This is a genomic window from Gemmobacter lutimaris (assembly GCF_003570715.1).
GTDB classification, from domain to species: domain Bacteria; phylum Pseudomonadota; class Alphaproteobacteria; order Rhodobacterales; family Rhodobacteraceae; genus Gemmobacter; species Gemmobacter lutimaris.
On record NZ_QXXQ01000010.1, the window covers coordinates 136,696 to 156,974 of the forward strand.

The following is a 20,279-nucleotide window of genomic DNA, read 5'->3' on the forward strand; positions in this document are numbered from 1 at the left end:
ATTTCAAGCTTGAAATTTCTGACTTGAAATCTTTTTGCCAAAGGCTCAGCATGGGATCCAAAGCAGGAGGGCGAGAATGGCGGTTATCGGAGTCGTCGGTCTGGGCGTGATGGGCCTTGGCATTGCGCAGGTCTATGCCACAGCGGGTCACGAAGTGCGCGTGACGGATGCCTGGGCGCCCGCGCGTGAAAGCGCCATGCAGCGCCTGCGTGATGGCCTGACCCCGCGCGTCGCCTCGGGCAAGATGTCCGCAGCAGAGATGGAGACGCTGCTGGACCAGGTAACGGTCTGCGATATGGCTGACCTCGCCCCTTGCGCCCTGATCATCGAGGCGATTGCCGAGAAGATCGAGGCCAAGCAGGCGCTGTTCGCAGAGCTTGAACGGATTTCCGACGCGGTTCTGGCCACCAATACCTCGTCGCTGTCCGTGGGGGCGATTGCAGTTGGCCTGACCGATCCGGGCCGTCTGGTCGGGCTGCATTTCTTCAACCCCGCGCCGGTGATGAAGCTGGTGGAGTTCATCACCCTGCCCGGAACCACGCCCGGCGCAGCCGAAACCGCCCGCCGGTTGACCGAAGCGACCGGCAAGACCGTCGTCCCCTGCGCCGATACGCCCGGCTTCATCGTCAACCGCTGCGCCCGGCCTTACTACGGCGAGGCGCTGGCGCTGCTGGACGAAGGCCGCAACGCAGGCGAGATCGACGCGGCCATGGTTGCGGCAGGCTATCGGCTGGGGCCGTTCCAGCTGATCGACCTTGTAGGGGCCGACATCAACCTTGCCGCCACCGAAAGCCTGTTGGCCGCAATGGGCGGCAGCCCGCGCTATCATGTGTTCCCCGCGCTGCGTGCGCAGGTGGAAAGCGGCCATCTTGGCCGCAAGACGGGTCGGGGTTTCCTCCACCCCGACCCGCTTCCTGCCGCCCCCGCCGATGCGGCGGCGATTGCGCTGCGGATCGAAGCGATGCTGGCCAATGAGGCCGCAACGCTGCTGGCCGAAGGCGGCACCGATATGTCAGGCATCGACACCGCGCTGAAGCTGGGGCTGAACTTCCCGCGCGGCCCGTTTGAAAGCGCCCGCGCCCGTGGCCTGCCTGCGATCCGGGCCGAACTCGCCCGCCTGCGCGCCGCCGCACCCGACGCGCTGAAACCCCGCTATGACGCATCCCCCGCGCTGGAGGCCCTTGCATGACCGCCGTTTACCTCTGCTCCGGCAAGCGCACCCCCATCGGCCGTTACGGCGGCAGCCTGTCTGCGGTGCGGCCCGACGATCTGGCAGCCCACGCCATCACCGCCGCGCTGGCAGGCCGTGACCTGCCGGTGGACGAGGTGATCCTCGGCTGCGCCAATCAGGCGGGCGAGGACAACCGCAATGTCGCACGCATGGCCGTCCTGCTGTCCGGCCTGCCCGAAAGCGTACCGGGAGTCACGGTGAACCGGCTGTGCGCCTCGGGTCTGGATGCCGTCATCCTCGGTGCCCGCGCCATCGCCACCGGCGCCGCCGATCTGGTGATCGCAGGCGGCGTCGAAAGCATGAGCCGCGCGCCCTTCGTGATGCCCAAGGCTGACAGCGCCTTTTCGCGCTCGAATGCGGTTTACGATACGACAATCGGCTGGCGCTTTATCCACAAGCGCATGGCGGCGGAGTTCGGCGTCGAGTCGATGCCTGAAACCGCCGAGAATGTCGCCGCCGATTTCGGTGTGTCCCGCGCCGATCAGGACGCTTTTGCCCTGCGCAGCCAAAGCCGCTACGATGCCGCATGGCATGCGGGCGACATCGCGCCGGTCACCATTCCGGGCCGCAAGGGGAATACCGTGGTGGCCGCGGATGAACACCCCCGTGCGACGACGCTGGAGAAACTCGCCGCCTTGCCCACGCCCTTCCGGCAGGGGGGCAGCGTGACGGCAGGCAATGCCTCGGGCGTGAATGACGGCGCCTGTGCGCTGCTGCTGGCCTCGGAAGCGGCGGTGAAAGCGAATGGCCTGACCCCGCTTGCCCGAATCGGTGCCGCCGCCAGCGCGGGCGTCGCGCCGCGCATCATGGGCATCGGTCCGGTTGCAGCCGTTGAACGCATCACCGCCCGCACCGGCTTGCGCCCCGCCGATTGCGACGTGATCGAGATGAACGAGGCTTTCGCCGCGCAGGCGCTGGCCTGTCTGCGACAATGGGGCCTCCCCGATGATGCACCACAGGTGAACCGTTATGGCGGCGCCATCGCGATGGGGCATCCGCTTGGCATGTCAGGCGCGCGCATCGCACTTTCCGCCGCACGGCAACTGGCGGAAACCGGCGGCCAGACTGCGCTGGCCACATTGTGCGTCGGCGTGGGGCAGGGCGTTGCGCTGGTGCTGCACGGAGTCTGACTCCCGAAAAATCCTGCGCCTTTTATCCTTTAACCGCCGGTTCACCCCGCTGGGGCTAGTCTGGGCATGGGTGTAAAAGGATGGGTGTGTGATGGCCGGCAAGAATTCTGCCGCGCCAGTCATCATCAAACGGAAAAAGATTGTCGGGGGCGAGGGTCACCACGGTGGGGCGTGGAAAGTCGCCTACGCCGATTTCGTGACCGCCATGATGGCGTTTTTCCTGCTGATGTGGTTGCTGGGCGCGACAACCGAAGAACAACGCAAGGGTGTGGCGGATTATTTCGCCCCGACCGCCTCGATTTCGCCGTCAGGCGGCGGAGTCGATGTGCTTGGCGGGGATTCACAATTCGCACAGGAGGCCCGTGCGCGGTCCGGCACCGGACTGGCGGGCGGGCGCTCACCCTCGGAAACCGGCGACGGCGCGGCGGGTGAACTGCGCGAGATCAAATCCGAGATCGACAAGCATCTGACCGCTTTCAGCGGCGAAAGCATGACGATGCAGCGTGCCCTGCGCCATGTGGTGACCCGAGTGACCGACGAGGGACTGGTGATCGAGATATTCGATCTTGAAGGCGCCCCCCTGTTCGCACCCGAAACTGCAACGCCCGAGCCCGTGCTGCGCAGCATTGCCGCCATGCTGGCCGAGGTTCTGGGCATAACGCGCAACGAACTGGCGGTGAACGGTCATGTCCGCTCCTACCCGATGGCGCTGGCCCGCAACCCGATGTGGGAGCTTTCTGCCTCGCGCGCCGATGCGCTGCGCGGACTGTTGCAAGGCGCGGGGGTGCCCGCCACACGGTTGCGGCGTATTTCCGGTCATGCCGACCGCAGGCCGGTGACGTCCGATCCGATGGCCAGCCGCAACAACCGAGTCGATGTCGTCCTGCTGCGCCGCGACAGATAAGTTACGGCGTTAGGGCAATCTTAAGCGCAAGGGCGCAGGGTCGGTTTCCAGGTGGAATCGACACGCAGAAAGGTGCCCATCCGAATGACCATTTCCTCTGCCCTGAATGCCGGGGTGGCCGGGCTGAACGCCAATGCCACCCGTCTGGCCTCCATTTCTGACAATATCGCAAATTCCGGCACTTACGGATATAAACGTGCCTGGACGGAATTCGAATCTCTGGTGCTCAGTGGGGCACAGAATGCGGGCAGCTATACCGCTGGCGGAGTACGTGCCAATTCCTCGCGCCTGATCGACGAACGCGGCTCGCTCGTTTCCACGTCCAGCGCACTGGACCTTGCGGTTTCCGGGCGCGGCATGCTGCCTGTGATGCGATCGGTCGATATGGATGGCGGCACCGGCGAATTGCTGATGACGACGACGGGCGCCTTCCGTCCCGATGAAAACGGTGTGCTGCGAACGGGCACCGGGTTGGTGTTGCTGGGCTGGCCCGCAAACGCCGATGGCACAATCCCGGTGATGCCGCGCGACACGATGACAGGGCTGAGCCCGGTTGTCGTCAACTCCAACCAGCAGGCGGGCGATCCGACGACGACGGTGCGCCTCGGCGTCAACCTGCCCGCCACGGCCACAGATGAAACGGCCACAGGCGATCCGCTGCCGCTGTCCGTGGAGTATTTCGGCAATCTGGGCACTTCGGAAACGCTGGACGTGACCTTCATCCCCACACCGGGAACCGGCGGCCGTTCGAACCAGTGGACGATGACCATCGCGGATTCCGCACAGGACGGGGCAGTGATCGGTGAATATGTGCTGACCTTCGATGACACTCGCGCCAATGGCGGCACGTTGGCCAATGTCACCGCCGTTTCGGGCGGCAGTTACGACGCCACAACCGGCGCAATCGTGCTTTCGGTCGCGGGCGGCCCGCTGGAACTGACGATCGGAAAGCTGGGTGATGCGACTGGCCTCACCCAGCTTTCCGACAATTTCGCGCCGACCTCGATCACCAAGAACGGCTCTCCCGTCGGTAATCTGATGGAAGTCGAGGTGGATGAACACGGCATGCTGCGCGCCACCTATGACACAGGTTTCACCCGCACCCTCTATCAGATCCCGCTGGTGGATGTGCCCAATCTGAACGGCCTTGCCACTTACAACGATCAGACCTACGGCATTTCCCCCAATTCCGGGTCGTTCTTCCTGTGGAATGCCGGGGACGGGCCCACCGGCTCGGTCGCCGGCTATGCACGCGAGGGCTCCACGACTGATGTGGCCGGCGAACTCACCAACCTGATTCAGACGCAACGCGCCTATTCGTCGAATGCCAAGGTCATTCAGACCGTGGACGAAATGTTGCAGGAAACCACCAATATCAAACGGTAACACGCCATGAGCCTGTCCTCTGCCATGAATGCGGCCCTTTCGGGCCTGACGGTCAGCGCCCGGATGGCCGAGCTTGTGTCCTCCAACGTCGCCAATGCGATGACACCGGGCTATGTGCGCCGCACGGCAGAACTTGCCGCGCGCGAACTGGGCGGGCAGGGACAGGGAGTCCGGCTGGCGGCCGTGTTGCGCAACACAGACACGCATCTTCTGACCGAGCGCCGAACGGCGGAGGCCGCAGAAGCCGGCACAGAAGCGCTTGCAAACTTTCTTTCGCGGGTCGAACAAGCCATCGGAACCGCCGGTTCCGCAACATCACTTTCTGCTCGTGTCGATACGCTGGATGCCGCGCTGCTTGCCGCCGCCAGCCGCCCCGAGTCAGACGTGCGGCTTGGTTCTGCTGTCGAGGCGGCCACCGCATTGGCTGCGCATCTTGGGGCTGCCAGCGCCACGATTCAGGCCGCGCGATCCGATGCCGACACTCGTATCGCGGCGCAGGTTGAAAGGCTGAACGATGGTCTTGCGCAGATCGCCGATCTGAACACGCGCATCCAGATCAGTGTGATCGCCGGACAGGATACATCCGCCCTGTTTGACCTGCGGCAACAGCAGATTGATGCCGTGGCCGAACTCGTGCCCATCCGCGAAGTTGCCCGCGCCGATGGCGCAATCGCGCTTTTCACGCCGGGTGGCGCATCGCTTGTAGAAGGAAAAGGCTCCGTCTTTGCTTTCACATCGCATCCTGTGATTACAGCCGGAATGACACAGGACGGCGGTGCGCTGTCAGGTCTTACCCTGAACGGCCGCATGATCACGACCGGCGCGGACAGCCTGATCGGAGGCGGCAGTCTCTCGGCGCAATTCGCCATCCGCGATGATCTTGCCCCCACCGCCCAAGCGCGTCTTGACGGTTTGGCGCGCGATCTGATCCAGCGGTTTTCCGGGCTGGACGATACACTGCCGACCGACGCGCCCGGTCTGTTCACGGACGGGCAGACGGCCTTTTCAGGCGATGAAACCGGGCTTGCCGCGCGGCTTGCCGTCAATGGAGCGCTTGATGGCGCCACATGGCGGCTGCGCGATGGCCTTGGCGCGACCACGCTCGGCCCTGCCGGGGACGCAAGTCGCATTATTGCCTTGCAGGGCGCCATGACAACCGCGCTTCCGGCGGATTCCGCCGCACTGCCCGGCGGTTCGCGCAGCCTTGCCCTTCGCGTGTCGGATCTTGGCTCTGCCAGCGCCGCTGAACGCCTCTCGGCCGATACAGCGCAAAGCTTTGCCAGCGCCCGCGCAACCGCCCTGAATGAGCAGGAACTCGCGGGTGGCGTGGATACCGATCAGGAAATGCAATCGCTGCTGGCCATCGAAAATGCCTGGTCGGCCAATGCCCGTGTGCTTCAGGTGCTGGATGATCTTCTGGCCCGACTGATGGAGATCTAGATGAGCCTCGTATCCTTGGGCGACATGGCCCAAAGCTTCATGTTGCGGCGACACATGGGTCTCGTGAAGACCGATCTGGCCCGTCACACACAGGAAATGACAACCGGCCTCGCCGCCGACATCGTGCACCAGACCCACGCCGATCTTGGCCCCTTGACCGCGATTTCGGCGTCCCTGACCCGGCTTGACGCTTTCGCAACGGTGACTTCGGAAATGCAACTGTGGTCCGGCACGATGCAGACGGCGTTGCAGGCCATCGACAGCCGCGCAACGGAGCTGGCGCCACAATTGCTTTCTGCCGCGTCGGCCCGACAGGAGACGACCTTTGCAGCCCTGTCCAGTGATGCCGAGGCAGCCTTTGCCTCCGTTGTCGGCTATCTGAACACCTCGCTGGACGGGCGCGCCCTCTTTGGCGGCACGGTGACGGATCACCCGCCCCTTCCGAACGGGAAGGATTTGCTTGATCAAATCGCCCTGGCGGTGGACGGCTCTGCCACGGTGGCTGAACTGCGCGACCGGCTGGACAGCTGGTTTGCTGCGGGGGGCGGTCTCGAAACCGTCGCATGGCAAGGCGGAGCGCCTTTGGAACCCGTTGCCATCGCGCAAGGCGAAACCGCACAGCTTGGTCCGACGGCATTGTCGGATGGCCTGCGCGAGACGCTTAAAGGTCTCTCTCTTGCAGCATTGGCAGGCCGCGACCTGCCCGGTTCCGGTGGCGACGAAAAAGCGGCGATGCTGACTGCAGCTGCGGATGTGCTGATCGGAAGCGGCAGCGCCCGCGCCGGGCTTTCCGCCGACCTCGGCGTGACCGAGCAGCGCATTGCCGACGCGCAAGCCCGGAACGCTGCGGAAACCACGGCACTGAAGCTGGCCGAAAGCCGGATACGCGCTGCCGACCCCTACGTGGCCGCAAGCCGCGTGCAGGAAGCGGAAACCCAGTTGCAGCTGATCTACGCCCTTACCGCCCGGCTTTCGGGTCTGCGTCTTGCGGATTATCTCGGATGATCCGCATACTCCTTCTGCTGATCGCGCTGGCGGCGCCGCTTCAGGCGGCCCCTGTCCGCATCAAGGATCTTGTGGAATTTGACGGGGTTCGCAGCAATGATCTGGTGGGCTACGGGCTGGTCGTCGGGCTGAACGGTACCGGAGATGGCATCCGCAATGCCCCTTTCACCGAAGAAATCATGGCCAACCTGCTGGAACGGCTGGGCGTCAATGTCACGGGCGAGGAATTTCGGCCCAAGAATGTCGCCGCCGTATTCGTGACGGCGGCGCTGCCGCCTTTTGCGCGATCCGGCGGGCGCATCGATGTGACGGTTTCGGCCATCGGCGATGCGAAAAGCCTTCTGGGCGGGACACTGATCATGACGCCGCTGAACGGTGCGGATGGCGAGATCTACGCCGTGGCCCAAGGCACGATCATCGCAGGCGGAGTCGCGGCCGAGGGACAGGCAGCACGGGTGGTTCAGGGCGTGCCCACGGCAGGCGTGATCCCTTCCGGCGCGAGGGTCGAGCGCGAGGTGGAGTTCGATTTTACCTCGGTCACGGCGATCCGTCTGGCCCTGCGCCAACCAGACTTCACCACAGCCGCACGGATTGAAAATGTGATCAACCGCGAATTCGGCCGCAATGTCGCGTTGATGACCGATGCGGGCACGGTCGCGCTGGATCTCGGGCGCAGCCGGATGGCCTCGCCCGCGCATGTGATCGGACGGCTGGAAAACCTGCTGGTCGAACCCGAAACCCGTGCCCGCGTGATTGTCGATCAACGGTCGGGCACCATTGTAATGGGGGCGGATGTGCGGATCAGCAGCGTGGCGGTGGCGCAAGGCAACCTGACCCTGACGGTTGAGGAGGCTCCGATGGTGGTGCAACCCAACCCGTTCAGCCAGGGCGAAACCGTCGTCGTGCCGCGCAGCCAGGCCTCGGTCACCAAGGCACCCGGCACCGGACTGGCCGAACTGACCGAAGGCACCAGCCTGTCATCGGTGGTTTCAGGCCTCAATGCACTGGGGGTGGCGCCGCATGACATGATCGACATTCTGAAAAGCATCAATGCGGCTGGCGCCCTGCATGCAGAATTCATCGTGCAATAGCGATGTCCGGCACCCTTGCCTCGGGGGGGGTCAGCCCGGATGCGCGATCCGTTGCGACATTGCATTGCTTTTGGTCGCAATTTATCGCGCCCGGTGTCGGCTCCATGCTTGCCGAGGGTGGCCTGACGCACGATGCTCGGCCTGACGCAGCCGGAGCCAGCCATGTTTGAGACCCTCTTTTCCCCGATCCCCATCGGCATGGTCGAAATTGCGAACCGTATCGTTTCGACCGGGCATGACACGGTGATGGCTGACGACGGCCATGTCACGGACCGGCTCATTGCCTATCACCGCGCGCGGGCCGAAGGCGGGGCCGGGCTGATCGTCGTGCAGGTGTCGGGTGTGCATGAGACGGCGCGCTATACCTCGCATATGCTTATGGCGACATCGGATGACGCGATTCCGGGCTATGCCCGCTTGGCACAGGCGGTTCAGGCGCATGGCACCCGGATCTTCGGCCAGCTTTTTCATCCCGGACGCGAAATCATGGAAACGGACGATGGCACCGCCGCCATCGCCTACGCCCCTTCTGCCGTGCCGAATTCGCGCTTCCGTGTCATGCCGATCCCGCTGAACCCCGGCATGATTGCCGAAATCGTGCAGGGCTATGCCGAAAGCGCAGCGCGGATGCGCAAGGCGGGCTTTGACGGGTGCGAGATCGTGGCCTCGCACGGCTATCTGCCAGCCCAATTCCTCAACCCTGCCGTCAACTTGCGGACCGATGACTACGGCGGGTCGCTGGACAACCGCATGCGGTTCCTGACCGAAATCGCAACCGCGGTCCGGGCGGCCAACGGGCCGAACTTTGCGATCAGCCTGCGGATCAGCGGCGACGAACGCGATGTCGAGGCGCTGGATCAGGCCGAAACGGTCGAGATATGCCGCCGTCTTGATGCGGCAGGTCTGGTCGATTGCTTCCATATCACCGCAGGAAATTCCGCCTCGCTTTCGGGGGCGATTCATATCGTGCCGCCAATGTTCTATGCTGCGGGCTATACCGCACCACTGTCGGCGCGGGTGAAAGCTGTGGTCAGCCGCCCGGTCATCGTGACGGGCCGGATCAACCAGCCGCAGGAGGCCGAGGCCATCGTTGCGGCGGGTCAGGCCGACCTTTGCGGGATGACCCGCGCGATGATCTGCGATCCGGCGATGCCCGCCAAGGCGCGGGACGGGAAGCCTGATACGATCCGCGCCTGTATCGGCTGCAATCAGGCCTGCATCGGGCATTTCCACCGCGGTTATCCGATTTCCTGCATCCAGTTCCCGGAAACCGGGCGGGAAACCACCTTGGCTGCGCGCAAGACGCCGACAGCGCGACCGCAGCGTGTGCTGATTGCGGGGGCGGGTCCGGCGGGTCTGAAGGCTGCGGCAGTTCTGGCCGCACGGGGTCATATGGTCACATTGTGCGAGGCCGGGCCGCAGGCCGGGGGGCAAGCCCTTCTGGCACAACTGCTGCCGGGCCGGGCCGAGTTCGGTGGCATCGTCACCAACCTGCTGCGCGAGGCGCGTGAGGCGGGCGTGACAATTCGCCTGAACACGCCGGTTACAGCCGATCTGGTGGTGGCCGAGGCGCCGGAGAGGCTCATCCTCGCCACCGGCGCCCGCCCACGCTGGCCCGCGATCGACACCGAAGGGGCGCATGTGCTGGATGCCTGGGCAGTTCTGCGAGGAGAGGGCAATCCGGGCGGTCGCGTGGTGATCGCCGACTGGCGCGGCGACTGGATTGGCATGGGGCTCGCGGAAAAGCTTGCCCGTGACGGCTGTTCCGTGCGCCTGTTTGTCGAGGGCATTGCGCCCGGTGAAACCCTCCCCTTCTATGTGCGCGACGAAATGGCCGCGCGACTCCACCGGCTGGGTGTTGAAATCCGGCCCTATGCGCGGTTGTTCGGGGCAGATACAGACAGCGTTTATTTCACCCATTCCGCCAGCGGCGACGCCATCTTGGCGGAAAACGTGGATACGCTGGTGCTGGTGCAGGGTCATGACAGCAACCGTGATCTGGCGGCGGCGTTGGCCGGTTGGCCCGGCCGTATCGAGGTTATCGGCGATGCGCTGACCCCGCGCAGCGCCGAGGATGCGGTGCTGGAGGGCCTGAAATGCGGTATCCTGGATTAAGACTTTTGTCGCATTGACCTAGCGTCATGCTTGCGCCGCAATCACATGCGGTCATTCTGATGTGACGGCTTGATGAAAGCCGTGTAACCGGAGACCCGTAATGTTCTTTACCCCGGAAGAGGCAACGCTGCTGTCGATGGAAACCGGCCTGATGCTGGCAGAGGCGCAGATGGTTGTGGCGATGCGGCTTTGGGGGATGGCAGGGGTCTGGAATGTCACCTCGGACGAACCTGTCCGCATGGTGCAGGAAAAGGCCGAAGCGGCGGTGCATTCGCTGTTGGCCGCGGGGCAGGCCCTCATGGGTGGGCAGGGTGCTGGTCAGGTTGCCATGGCTGCGCTGGCCCCTGTGCGCGACCGCACCCGCGACAATGTTCAACGTCTTGGCACACAGGGCCTGCGCACCGCCTGACGTATCAGACGGGATGAAAGCTCAGGGGTGGCGAAAGGCCATTTCGCCCCACAGGGCGCGGACCCGTGCATCGCGGCCACAGGCCTTGCGATAAAACTTGTAGGCTTTTTTCTTTTGCTTCGGGCCCGCCCGTGTCAGCACGATGTCGGACGACCGATAGTAGTTCTGGTGATACTCCTCGGCGGGCCAGAACCGCCCGGCCTTCACAACGGGAGTCACGATCTTCTGTCCCAGCGCGACTTGTGCCTCGGCCACTGCCTGCTCTGCCGCCGCCTGCTGTTCTCCGCCGCGTGCGAAGATCGCCGTGCGATAGCTGTCGCCCCGATCGCAAAACTGCCCACCCGCATCCGTGACATCGACTGACCGCAGAAACATCGCAATCAAGTCGTGATAGCTTATGACGCTGTTGTCGAAGCTGATCTCGACCGCCTCGTAATGGCCGGTTCCACCGGCCGAAACCTGCTTGTAGCTGGGGTTCTGCACCTTTCCACCAGTATAGCCCGAAATGACCGATTTCACGCCTTTGACGCTTTCGAAATCGGCCTCGACGCACCAGAAACAGCCCCCGGCGACCACGGCCTTTTCCTCGGCCGCACGCGCTGCGCCAACAGCCGCACCTGCCGTCAGCACGATAGCCACCGCCAGAATCGTATAGATCCGTCGCATCGCCCCCTCCGATCATATCTTCAGACAGGCTCGCCCGATGAAGGTGCGCAGGACAACACAAGCCTGCGTGATCGGACAAGGGCATGGCATCTTGAACCCCGTCGGGCGCCGCCCTAGCGTGGGCCGCGAACAGGAGAGCGCCATGAACGATCACGTTTCCACCCATCAGGCCGAAGACGACGCCCGCAACGAAAACCTGATGCTGTTCCTGAACGGTCGCATCGTGCCCAAGGCCGAGGCGGTGGTTTCGGTTTACGACTCCGGCTTCATGATGGGTGACGGCGTGTGGGAGGGGATGCGGCTTTACGACGGGCGCTGGTCCTTCCTTGGCGAACATCTGGACCGGCTGTTCGAGGCGGCGAAGGCCATCGACCTCGACATCGGCATGACCGCGGCAGAGCTGGAACAGGCGCTGCGCGACACGCAGGCCGCGAACGGCATGACCACCGACGCCCATGCGCGGCTGATGGTGACGCGCGGGGTGAAGACCCGGCCGTTCCAGCATCCGCAACTGTCGCAGCAGGGGCCGACAGTAACCATTATCATGGAACACTCGCGCCCGAAAATCCCGCGCCCGATCACGCTGGCCACCGTGCCGCATTTGCGCGGGCTGCCGATGACGCAAGACCCTAAGCTGAATTCGCATTCCAAGCTGAACTGCATTCTCGCCTGTATCGCCGCGCAAAAGGCCGGGGCGGACGAGGCATTGATGCTGGACGTGCATGGCTTCGTGAACACGACCAATGCCTGCAACTTCTTTATCGTGAAGAAAGGCGAGGTTTGGACCTCAACAGGCGATTATTGCATGAACGGCATCACCCGCCGCAAGGTGATCGACCTGTGCCGGGCCAATGCCATTCCGGTATTCGAGCGGAATTTCAGCCTCGTCGATACCTATTCGGCGGATGAAGCCTTTCTGACCGGCACCTTCGGCGCGCAAACCCCTGTCGGCAGCATCGACGGACGGCAGATCGGCGATGGTCAGATGGGTCCGATGACCGAACGCCTGCGCGGCCTTTACAAGCAACTCGTGCTGGCATGACGGTCAGCACCATGAAAATCGCGATGTGGAGCGGCCCGCGCAATCTTTCGACCGCCATGATGTATGCCTTCGCCGCGCGCGGTGATTGCGCGGTCTGGGATGAACCCTTCTATGCCGCCTATCTGGCTGCCACCGGCATCGACCATCCGATGTCGGCAGAGGTGATCGCGGCGGGCAAGACCGATCCGGCAAAGGTCGCCGCTGCCTGTCTGGGGCCAAACCCTGACGGAAAACCGCTGTGGTATCAAAAGCATATGACGCTTCACATGATCCCCGGCTTTGATCGCGGCTTCCTGCGCGGGCTGACCAATGTCTTCCTGATCCGCCATCCGGCGCGGGTGGTGGCAAGCTATTCCAGGAAGCGCGAAAGCCCGACGCTGGCCGACATTGGCTTTGCCCAGCAGACCGAGCTTTTCGATCAGGTAGCCGACATGACCGGCGTGACGCCGGTTGTGGTGGACAGTGAGGACATCCGCGCCAATCCGGCGACCAGCCTGCGCGCCCTTTGCGCGGCCCTGAATATACCGTTCACCGAAAACATGCTGCGCTGGCCTGCGGGGCCGAAGCCCTTTGACGGGGCTTGGGCGCCGCATTGGTATAATGCGGTTCACGCCTCCACCGGCTTTGATGCTCCGGAAGGCCCGCTGCCCGACCTTGCGCCCGAATATGCGCGGCTGGTCGAGGCCGCGCTGCCGCATTACGACCGGCTGCGCCAATACGCGCTTGGGGCGTAATCAGATGCTCAGCGCGGCTTGCAGCGCCTCGCGCGTCAGGCCCTCTTTCGGATGCGACAGGTTCACCGCGCCGCGTTTGAGCACATAGAACTGGTCGCCCAGATCGAAGGCAAAATCGAAATACTGTTCGACCAGAATGATGGCCATATTGCCCTTGGCCTTCAGATATTCGATCACCCGCCCGATTTGCTGGATGATATTGGGCTGGATGCCCTCAGTCGGTTCGTCCAGCAACAGCACCTTGGGCCGCATGATCATCGCCCGCGCGATGGCAAGCTGCTGCTGCTGCCCGCCCGACAGATCACCGCCGCGCCGGTGGCCCATGTCCTTCAGCACCGGAAACAGGTCATAGATCTCGTCGGGCACCTTGTGATCCGCCTTCGGCAGCAGCGAAAAGCCGGTTTCAAGGTTCTCGCGCACCGTCAGCAGCGGAAAGATCATCCGCCCCTGCGGCACCACGGCCAACCCGCGCCGGGCCATCTGTTGCGCGGGCAGGACCGGCAGCGCCTCGCCATCCAGCGTGACCGTGCCGCCCGAGCGCGGATGCGTGCCGGCCAGCGCCTTCAGAAGCGAGGTTTTGCCCACGCCATTGGTGCCCATGACGCAGGTCACCACGCCGGCCTTGGCCTCAAGGTCGATGCCGTTCAGGATCTGGCTGCCGCCGTAATGCAGGGTCAGCCCTTCGGTTGTCAGCATGTTCAGCGCCCCAGATAGACTTCGATGACTTGCGGATTCTTGGTGACGTGATCCAGACTGCCCTCGGCCAGGACCGAGCCTTCGTGCAGCACCGTCACCTTGCAGTTCAACCTCCGGATGAACTCCATGTCATGTTCCACCACGACGACGGCACGGGTTTTCGCCAGCTCCACCAGCAAAGCGGTGGTCTGCTCGCGCTCCAGAAAGCTCATCCCCGCCGCAGGTTCATCGACCAGCAGCAGGCGCGGTTCCTGAGCCAGCAGCATGGCAATCTCCAGCCATTGTTTCTGACCGTGCGACAGCTCACCCGCCTTGCGGGGCAGGTGGTCGGCAAGGCCCACCTGTGCTGCAAGCTCCGCCACGCGGGCGCGGTCTTTCGCAGTTTCGCGCCAGAACAGCACCCGCCAGGGCGTGCGCGCGGCCTTTAGCGCCAGCATCAGGTTTTCGGAAACGCTCTGATCCTCGAACACTGTGGGGCGCTGGAATTTGCGGCCGACGCCCGCACGCGCGATCTGCGCCTCTGACATCCGCAGAAGCGAGCGTGGCACCTCGCCAAAGGTCACTGTGCCCTCGTCCGGCCGGGTCTTGCCGGTGACGATGTCCATGAAGGTGGTCTTGCCCGCCCCATTCGGGCCGATCACTGCGCGCAGTTCCTGCGGGCCGATGGCGAAGGACAGGTTGTTGATGGCGCGGAATCCGTCAAAGGTGACCGAGACGCCGGAAACCTCCAGCAGCGAGGTTGTGCGGGCCGGGGCGAAAGGGGTCATGCGTCGGCCTCCTTCTCGCGCAGGGCGCCGTCATCGGGGCCAAGCTGGGCGCCATGGCGGCGCGGGCTGGGCAGCCGGTCGAACAGGCCGCCGATGCCGCGCGGTGCGAACAGGGTCACAAGAACGAAGGCAAGACCCAGCAGCACCGTCCACCAGTCCACCCAGTTGATTGTGTAGAACCCGAGCGGGATTGCGGGCGCCATGCCCCCGGTGAACCACGAGGATAACAGCGAGACGACCGCCGCGCCGATCACCGCGCCGTAAAGCCGTCCGCGCCCGCCAATGGCGACCCAGACGGCGAGGTAGATCGAGGCAATGGGCGCAAGCTCGGCCGGGTTGATGATACCGGCCTGCGGGTAATAGAAAGCGCCCGCCACGGCGGCGACCATCGCGGTCAGGGTAAAGACAAACAGCTTGTACCCCTCGACCGGGTAGCCAAGGAAGCGCAGCCGCTGTTCATCATCACGGATCGCGCGCAGCGCGCTGCCGAACTTGCCCGAGCTGACCCAGGCCAGCAACAGATACCCCGCCGCCAGCAACAGGGCCGAAGCGAGGAAGAACAGAATCGACAGGGTGGATTGCGGCATCTCGGCAAGGCCAGGCAGGTTTTGCAAACCCGAAAGCCCGTTATTGCCGCGCAGCCCACTGTCGTTCTGGAACAGGTAAAGCGCCAGCGCCAACGTCATGGCCTGCGTCAGGATCGACAGGTAAACCCCGTTCACCCGCGCCCGGAACGCCAGCCAGCCGAAGATCAGCGCCAGAACGCCCGGCACGATCAGTACCAAAGGCAATTGCAGGAAGGCGCTGTAGGCGAAGCTCCAGACCATGGGCAGGTCAGAGCCGCCGACCACGCCGAAGATCTGTGTGGCAACCCCCTGCGCCACCTCTTCGAGCGTGGGCGGGATGGGCGATCCGGCCAGCGCCTGCACCACGATCTCTTCGGTGCGGGCATACATCAGCCACATGCCGGTCATGTAGCCGCCAAGGGCGAAGAAGGCCATGTGGCCCAGCGAAAGGATGCCGGTGTATCCCCAGATCAGGTCCATCGCCAGGGCAACGAGGCAGAGGCATAAGGTCTTGCCCAGCACCTTGACGAAGGCGGTGGGGATGAGGCCGATGCCAAAGCCCTCGGCCAGCAGGGTCACGCCAAGGGTGAACAGCGCCAGAAGCAGCAGGAACCACAGGGTCGAGGGGTTGCGGGTCAGGAATGTCCGGGTCATTGCGGGGCCTCCGGCATTGCAGCGGGGGTTTCACACCCCCGCACCCCCGTGGGATATTTGGGCCAAGATGAAGGGAAGGACAGCGGCGGTCTGAACATCGGCTCAATCTCCTGCCGCGCGGCCCTTGAGGGCGATGATGCCGCGGGGGCGGAACTGGATGAACAGGATGATGAAAAGGATCATGTAGGTCTGTGCGGCCAGCGTGTTCGACGGGTTCAGCCATTCGATCACCTTCTGGAAGCCGCCGATCATGGCGGCGCCCGCGAGTGCCCCCCAGATATTGCCAACGCCGCCGACCACGACCGTCATGAAGCTTTGCACGATATAATCCGAGCCAAGCTCCGAAGTGACCTTGGCGAAAAGCCCGATGGCGACGCCCGCGATGCCGGCGATGCCCGAGCCGATGCCGAAAGTCAGCATGTTGATGCGGTCGGGGTCGATACCCATGCTGGCAGCCATGGCGGGGTTCTGGGTCACGGCGCGGACCTCCAGCCCCAGCCGCGTGCGCTTCATCAGCCAGAGGAAGAAACCGAGGAACAACAGGGCCAGAAGGAAGATGGCGACGCGGATATAGCTGATCGAGATGATGTCATTGAAGCTAAGCGCACCGTCGAGCCAGGCGGGCGCGGTCAGGGGCCGGGCCTGTGTGCCGAAGATGTTCTTGGCGATCTGTTGCAGCGCGATGGAGATGCCGAAGGTCGCAAGCAGTGTCTCCAGCGGGCGTTTGTAGAGATGGCGGATCACCAGCCGCTCCATCGCTACACCGGCGGCAAAGGTGACGGCGAAGGCCAGCGGCAGGGCGACGAGGATCGAGACGGTATAGTTCGGGATCATCTGCTGCACGACATAGCCGGTATAGGCGCCCATCATGATGAACTCGCCATGCGCCATGTTGATGACCCGCATCACGCCGAAGGTGATAGCGAGACCGATAGCAGCAAGGAAGTAAATCGAGGCGAGCGAGAGCGCATCGAGCCCCAGATCGGCGGCCGTCATCAGGCCCACGCGGGTTTCGATACTGGCAAGCGTCCGTCGGGCCGCATCGGTGACGGCCGGGTCGGGTTCTGCATATTGATCGTAATAGACATGCGCGGCCAGAGCAGCGGCGACCTCGGCGTCGGTAGCGGCCGCAGGCACCTGGCCCGATTTCTCCAGCGCCTCATAGGCCGCGTCACGACGCGGCTGGCTGGCCAGTTCAGCCAGCGGCACGCCACCGACAGCCCCGTTTTCCACATGGGCGGCCAGTGCGGTCTTCTGATCGGCCAACGTAAGCCGTGCGGGTGCGAGACCCGCTGTGACCAGCAGGTCATAGGCGGCCTCGCGCGGGATGTCCTTGCCCGGCGTCAGGGTAGCCGCAATGTTCACGCCCTGCGGCAGCGCCACGGCGACCTTGCGGCTGGTGGCCAGCAGCGGGTTCAGCGCGGCGCGGACATCCAGCGCGGTATCCCCCGCAAGGCTTTCTATGGCGGCGACACGGGTGGCACTGTCGTCTCCGAATTGCAGGGTCAGGAAATTGGCGAGCCGTTCCTTCCGCGCCTTCAGCACAGGATCGGCCTCCTCCTCGATCGAAGCGCGCAAGGGGGCGAGCTGCGACTTGGCGGGCGAGCGCGCGATGGCATCCAGCGCGCGCATGCGCTGCACCGGATCTGGGTCGGTCAGGGTGAATTGCACCAGTGCCGCGCCGATCAACTCGCGCACACCGGCATTGGGTTTGAGGTCGGTGATGTCGGAGGTCGGGGCAGTTCCGGCAGCATGGCCGTCCAGCCCGGTCAACGCCCAACCCTCGGGCGTCTTTTCCAGCAGGAACATCGCGCCGTCGGCCTTGCGCACGCCGAGCTTGCGGTCGGCCCAGGCCTGTAGCATCGCCGCCGCCGACGGATCGCCGGTCGCGGCGATGGCGTCGATCACCGGGCCGATGGTCTGGCGCGAGGGTTTCTCGATCTGGGCGCGCGATGCCTCCACCACCTCGGGCAGGGTTTGCGCGAGGGCAGGCAAGGCAAGACAGACCGCCATGGCAAGCGGCAGCAGGAAGCGGAACATTCCAACCCCTTCGATGGGGCGAGGGGCGCCACGGCACCCCCCGCGAATCAGATCAGTAGTTGGAGGTCAGCTGCACGCAGGTCTTGGTCTCGGTGTTATACATGCCGCATTTCAGGTCTTTCCAATCCGACTCCAGAACCGCCGATTCCGGGAGGAAATCGGTCCAGGCGTCGCCGGGCACCGGCTCAGTCTGGCTGATGATATCAAACTGGCCATCGGCGCGGATCTCGCCGATCAGCACGGGCTTGGTCAGGTGATGGTTGGGCAGCATCTCGGCCATGCCGCCGGTCAGGTTGGGGAACTTCTGCCCGACCATGGCGTCGATCACCGGATCGACCGCCGTGGTCCCCGCCGCTGTCACCGCATTCACCCACATGTTGAAGCCGATATAATGCGCTTCCATCGGGTCGTTGGTGACGCGCTTGTCATCCTTGATGAACTTGTGCCACGCCTCGATGAACGATTTGTTCTCGGGCGTATCGGCCGACATGAAATAGTTCCATGCCGCCAGATGGCCGACGAGGTTGGTGGTATCCAGCCCCGAAAGCTCTTCCTCGCCGACCGAGAAGGCCACAACCGGGATCTTGTCAGCAGTGACACCCGCCGCCGCCAACTCCTTGTAGAAACCGATATTGGCGTCACCGTTGATGGTAGAAACCACGCCGACCTTCTTGCCATCGGCCCCCAGCGCCACCACATCGGCCACGATCTTCGACCAGTCGCTGTGCCCGAACGGGGTGTAGTTGACGAAGATGTCCTCGGCCGCGATACCCTTCGACTTCAGATAGCTTTCAAGAATGTTGTTCGTGGTGCGCGGATAGACGTAATCGGTGCCCAGAAGCGCGAATTTCTCGATCCCCAACTCGTTGAGGAAGTAATCCACCGCCGGAATCGCCTGCTGGTTCGGCGCCGCGCCAGTGTAGAACACGTTCTTCGAGGACTCCTCGCCCTCGTATTGCACCGGGTAGAACAGCAGGCCGTTCAGCTCCTCGATGACCGGCAGCACCGATTTGCGGCTGACGGAGGTCCAGCAGCCGAACATCACGTCCACCTTGGACACGGTCAACAACTCGCGCGCCTTTTCGGCGAACAGCGGCCAGTCAGAGGCCGGATCGACCACCACCGCCTCAAGCTGCCGGCCCAGCACGCCGCCCTTGGCGTTCTGTTCCTCGATCAGCATCAGCATGGTGTCTTTCAGCGTGGTTTCCGAAATCGCCATGGTGCCCGACAGCGAATGCAGGACACCGATCTTGATCGGCCCTTCCTGCGCTAAGGCAAAGCGCGGCGCGGTCAGCGGCGCGGCGAGGGCGGCTGCGGCCGTGGCCAGAAGCGAGCGACGTGTCAGATTCATATCCATTCCCCGTTGCATGCCGGGATCGGGCCGCGCCTGCGAACAGGGCGCGGCAATGCCGGTCCGACGTTTGTTCTTGTCCGTTTGCGGCAGAGTCCGCGGCCGTCCGGGCCTGCGGTATGCTGCCACATGAGAAACTAAGCCGCAGGGGCACCCCTCCGGCAAGCCGTACGCCGCATCGCAGAAACTTCGCCTTCGCCGATGCAGAAATTCCGGTCAAAAAAACGGCAGACTGCCATCCCACGCCACAGATTTATGCGGGCGCCGAACGAATATGGCGGTTTTGCACGGAAATGCTTCGAATTTGAATGATTCCGTTGCCGGTTTTTCCGGCAGCGCCGCGTCGCACGCAGCATTTGATCCGGTTCATTACATATGCAATGAGGGGAGAAGCAGCAAAATGGCAGTCCATGCAACTGGAATCCTTCTTCCCCTATCGTCTGGCGGTTGTCGCCGAAGCCTTTTCCCGCCAGCTGGTCGAGGTTTACGGCCACGCCCATGGCCTGACGCGCGAGGAATGGCGGCTTCTGTTCCTCATCGAGGGTGCGGAAGAGATCAATTCGCTGGAACTGGCCCGGCGCACCACATTGGACAAGGTGCAGGTAAGCCGTGCAACCCAGCGGCTTGAAGACAAGGGGCTGATCCTGCGGTCAATCCCCGCCACGGATCGGCGGCTGCGGCTTTACACCATCACGCCGCTGGGCCGGAGCACATTTGCGCAGGCTTTCAGGCAGGTCGAGGCACGGGCGAATGCCATTCTTGGCGCCATGTCTGTCGAAGAACGCGCGGCCCTGGAAACGGGGCTTGCCGCCCTGCATCGCGCGGTGACCGGTCAGGCCAAGGCCTGACCGGCAGTTTCAGGCCACTTCAGGCTTGGAGTTCTTGCCACATTTGTTGATCTCGGATTGCGGTCCAGATGCGTGGAGTGTCGATGCCTTTTGCTTCGTCGTATGCGCGAGCGACGTTGAAGGGGAGGCAGTGTTCGTAGATGGCGTAGTTTGCGAATTTGGGGTCGCAGGCGGCGCGGACGGCGTCCCATGCTTCTTTGAGGG

At 63.9% G+C, this 20,279-nt stretch carries 18 protein-coding genes and 1 pseudogene; 12 read left to right on the top strand and 7 right to left on the bottom strand.

Translation table 11 applies throughout. The features are described from left to right. Positions 1–76 precede the first annotated feature (76 nt). The 9 genes from D2N39_RS16335 to D2N39_RS16375 all read left to right on the top strand — a co-directional run bounded on the left by D2N39_RS16335 (position 77) and on the right by D2N39_RS16375 (position 10,711). Positions 77–1,189, top strand: coding sequence for a 3-hydroxyacyl-CoA dehydrogenase (locus D2N39_RS16335; protein ID WP_119135851.1), 1,113 nt, complete (start codon positions 77–79; stop codon positions 1,187–1,189). Continuing rightward, complete coding sequence (locus D2N39_RS16340) at positions 1,186–2,361, top strand: acetyl-CoA C-acyltransferase (protein ID WP_119135852.1); 1,176 nt, start codon at positions 1,186–1,188, stop codon at positions 2,359–2,361. Before D2N39_RS16335 ends, D2N39_RS16340 begins: the two co-directional genes overlap by 4 nt. Before the next feature lie 91 nt (positions 2,362–2,452). Next, on the top strand, positions 2,453–3,265 hold the full coding sequence (locus D2N39_RS16345) for a flagellar motor protein MotB (protein ID WP_119135853.1): 813 nt from the start codon (positions 2,453–2,455) through the stop codon (positions 3,263–3,265). Between the two features lie 84 nt (positions 3,266–3,349). Beyond that, on the top strand, positions 3,350–4,651 hold the full coding sequence (locus D2N39_RS16350; RefSeq protein WP_119135854.1) for a flagellar hook protein FlgE: 1,302 nt from the start codon (positions 3,350–3,352) through the stop codon (positions 4,649–4,651). 6 nt (positions 4,652–4,657) lie between these two features. Beyond that, positions 4,658–6,091: a flagellar hook-associated protein FlgK gene (gene flgK, locus D2N39_RS16355; RefSeq protein ID WP_119135855.1), complete on the top strand. Its 1,434-nt coding sequence runs from the start codon at positions 4,658–4,660 to the stop codon at positions 6,089–6,091. After that, positions 6,092–7,096, top strand: coding sequence for a flagellin (locus D2N39_RS16360; RefSeq protein ID WP_119135856.1), 1,005 nt, complete (start codon positions 6,092–6,094; stop codon positions 7,094–7,096). Further along, complete coding sequence (locus D2N39_RS16365; protein WP_119135857.1) at positions 7,093–8,187, top strand: flagellar basal body P-ring protein FlgI; 1,095 nt, start codon at positions 7,093–7,095, stop codon at positions 8,185–8,187. Before D2N39_RS16360 ends, D2N39_RS16365 begins: the two co-directional genes overlap by 4 nt. A gap of 162 nt (positions 8,188–8,349) precedes the next feature. Continuing rightward, entirely contained in the window at positions 8,350–10,302 is a 1,953-nt protein-coding gene (locus D2N39_RS16370) for an oxidoreductase (protein WP_119135858.1), read from the top strand. A 100-nt stretch (positions 10,303–10,402) separates the two neighbouring features. Next, positions 10,403–10,711: an antibiotic ABC transporter gene (locus tag D2N39_RS16375; RefSeq protein WP_119135859.1), complete on the top strand. Its 309-nt coding sequence runs from the start codon at positions 10,403–10,405 to the stop codon at positions 10,709–10,711. Between the two features lie 21 nt (positions 10,712–10,732). Here the strand turns inward: D2N39_RS16375 and msrA are convergent, their stop codons facing one another. After that, positions 10,733–11,377, bottom strand: a complete 645-nt coding sequence (gene msrA, locus D2N39_RS16380; protein ID WP_119135860.1) for a peptide-methionine (S)-S-oxide reductase MsrA — start codon at positions 11,375–11,377, stop codon at positions 10,733–10,735. Positions 11,378–11,519: 142 nt separating this feature from the next. Between msrA and D2N39_RS16385 the strand changes: the two genes are divergently transcribed. Beyond that, positions 11,520–12,419: a D-amino acid aminotransferase gene (locus tag D2N39_RS16385; RefSeq protein WP_119135861.1), complete on the top strand. Its 900-nt coding sequence runs from the start codon at positions 11,520–11,522 to the stop codon at positions 12,417–12,419. Between the two features lie 11 nt (positions 12,420–12,430). Then, positions 12,431–13,153: a sulfotransferase-like domain-containing protein gene (locus D2N39_RS16390; RefSeq protein WP_119135875.1), complete on the top strand. Its 723-nt coding sequence runs from the start codon at positions 12,431–12,433 to the stop codon at positions 13,151–13,153. Here the strand turns inward: D2N39_RS16390 and urtE are convergent, their stop codons facing one another. From urtE to urtA, 5 genes are all read right to left on the bottom strand, one after another. Further along, positions 13,154–13,849 carry an urea ABC transporter ATP-binding subunit UrtE gene (gene urtE / locus D2N39_RS16395; protein WP_119135862.1) on the bottom strand — a complete coding sequence of 232 codons (696 nt, stop codon included), beginning with the start codon at positions 13,847–13,849 and terminating at the stop codon, positions 13,154–13,156. A gap of 2 nt (positions 13,850–13,851) precedes the next feature. Next, the gene (urtD, locus tag D2N39_RS16400; RefSeq protein WP_119135863.1) at positions 13,852–14,616 is read right to left on the bottom strand and encodes an urea ABC transporter ATP-binding protein UrtD; all 765 of its coding nucleotides are present in this window, start codon (positions 14,614–14,616) and stop codon (positions 13,852–13,854) included. Then, entirely contained in the window at positions 14,613–15,836 is a 1,224-nt protein-coding gene (gene urtC, locus D2N39_RS16405; protein WP_119135864.1) for an urea ABC transporter permease subunit UrtC, read from the bottom strand. The genes urtD and urtC overlap by 4 nt, the downstream gene beginning before the upstream one ends. 102 nt (positions 15,837–15,938) lie before the next feature. Then, a complete protein-coding gene (gene urtB / locus D2N39_RS16410) occupies positions 15,939–17,876 on the bottom strand; it encodes an urea ABC transporter permease subunit UrtB (protein WP_119135865.1) in 1,938 nt (645 codons plus the stop codon). Between the two features lie 52 nt (positions 17,877–17,928). Beyond that, positions 17,929–19,227, bottom strand: coding sequence for an urea ABC transporter substrate-binding protein (gene urtA / locus D2N39_RS16415; protein ID WP_119135876.1), 1,299 nt, complete (start codon positions 19,225–19,227; stop codon positions 17,929–17,931). A gap of 410 nt (positions 19,228–19,637) precedes the next feature. On the opposite strand from urtA, the gene D2N39_RS16420 reads away from it, so the two are divergent. Beyond that, positions 19,638–20,075 carry a MarR family winged helix-turn-helix transcriptional regulator gene (locus tag D2N39_RS16420; protein ID WP_119135866.1) on the top strand — a complete coding sequence of 146 codons (438 nt, stop codon included), beginning with the start codon at positions 19,638–19,640 and terminating at the stop codon, positions 20,073–20,075. 19 nt (positions 20,076–20,094) lie between these two features. On the opposite strand, the pseudogene D2N39_RS16425 reads toward D2N39_RS16420, so the two are convergent. After that, positions 20,095–20,279 (bottom strand): annotated as a pseudogene (locus D2N39_RS16425) (MBL fold metallo-hydrolase); the annotation flags it as partial.

What these genes read in the sequence shown, in the direction of transcription:
- D2N39_RS16335 (WP_119135851.1), top strand. Translation starts at nt 77, where the DNA reads ATGGCGGTTATCGGAGTCGTCGGTCTGGGCGTGATGGGCCTTGGCATT.
- D2N39_RS16340 (WP_119135852.1), top strand. Translation starts at nt 1,186, where the DNA reads ATGACCGCCGTTTACCTCTGCTCCGGCAAGCGCACCCCCATCGGCCGT.
- D2N39_RS16345 (WP_119135853.1), top strand. Translation starts at nt 2,453, where the DNA reads ATGGCCGGCAAGAATTCTGCCGCGCCAGTCATCATCAAACGGAAAAAG.
- D2N39_RS16350 (WP_119135854.1), top strand. Translation starts at nt 3,350, where the DNA reads ATGACCATTTCCTCTGCCCTGAATGCCGGGGTGGCCGGGCTGAACGCC.
- flgK (WP_119135855.1), top strand. Translation starts at nt 4,658, where the DNA reads ATGAGCCTGTCCTCTGCCATGAATGCGGCCCTTTCGGGCCTGACGGTC.
- D2N39_RS16360 (WP_119135856.1), top strand. Translation starts at nt 6,092, where the DNA reads ATGAGCCTCGTATCCTTGGGCGACATGGCCCAAAGCTTCATGTTGCGG.
- D2N39_RS16365 (WP_119135857.1), top strand. Translation starts at nt 7,093, where the DNA reads ATGATCCGCATACTCCTTCTGCTGATCGCGCTGGCGGCGCCGCTTCAG.
- D2N39_RS16370 (WP_119135858.1), top strand. Translation starts at nt 8,350, where the DNA reads ATGTTTGAGACCCTCTTTTCCCCGATCCCCATCGGCATGGTCGAAATT.
- D2N39_RS16375 (WP_119135859.1), top strand. Translation starts at nt 10,403, where the DNA reads ATGTTCTTTACCCCGGAAGAGGCAACGCTGCTGTCGATGGAAACCGGC.
- msrA (WP_119135860.1), bottom strand. Translation starts at nt 11,377, where the DNA reads ATGCGACGGATCTATACGATTCTGGCGGTGGCTATCGTGCTGACGGCA.
- D2N39_RS16385 (WP_119135861.1), top strand. Translation starts at nt 11,520, where the DNA reads ATGAACGATCACGTTTCCACCCATCAGGCCGAAGACGACGCCCGCAAC.
- D2N39_RS16390 (WP_119135875.1), top strand. Translation starts at nt 12,431, where the DNA reads ATGAAAATCGCGATGTGGAGCGGCCCGCGCAATCTTTCGACCGCCATG.
- urtE (WP_119135862.1), bottom strand. Translation starts at nt 13,849, where the DNA reads ATGCTGACAACCGAAGGGCTGACCCTGCATTACGGCGGCAGCCAGATC.
- urtD (WP_119135863.1), bottom strand. Translation starts at nt 14,616, where the DNA reads ATGACCCCTTTCGCCCCGGCCCGCACAACCTCGCTGCTGGAGGTTTCC.
- urtC (WP_119135864.1), bottom strand. Translation starts at nt 15,836, where the DNA reads ATGACCCGGACATTCCTGACCCGCAACCCCTCGACCCTGTGGTTCCTG.
- urtB (WP_119135865.1), bottom strand. Translation starts at nt 17,876, where the DNA reads ATGTTCCGCTTCCTGCTGCCGCTTGCCATGGCGGTCTGTCTTGCCTTG.
- urtA (WP_119135876.1), bottom strand. Translation starts at nt 19,227, where the DNA reads ATGAATCTGACACGTCGCTCGCTTCTGGCCACGGCCGCAGCCGCCCTC.
- D2N39_RS16420 (WP_119135866.1), top strand. Translation starts at nt 19,638, where the DNA reads ATGCAACTGGAATCCTTCTTCCCCTATCGTCTGGCGGTTGTCGCCGAA.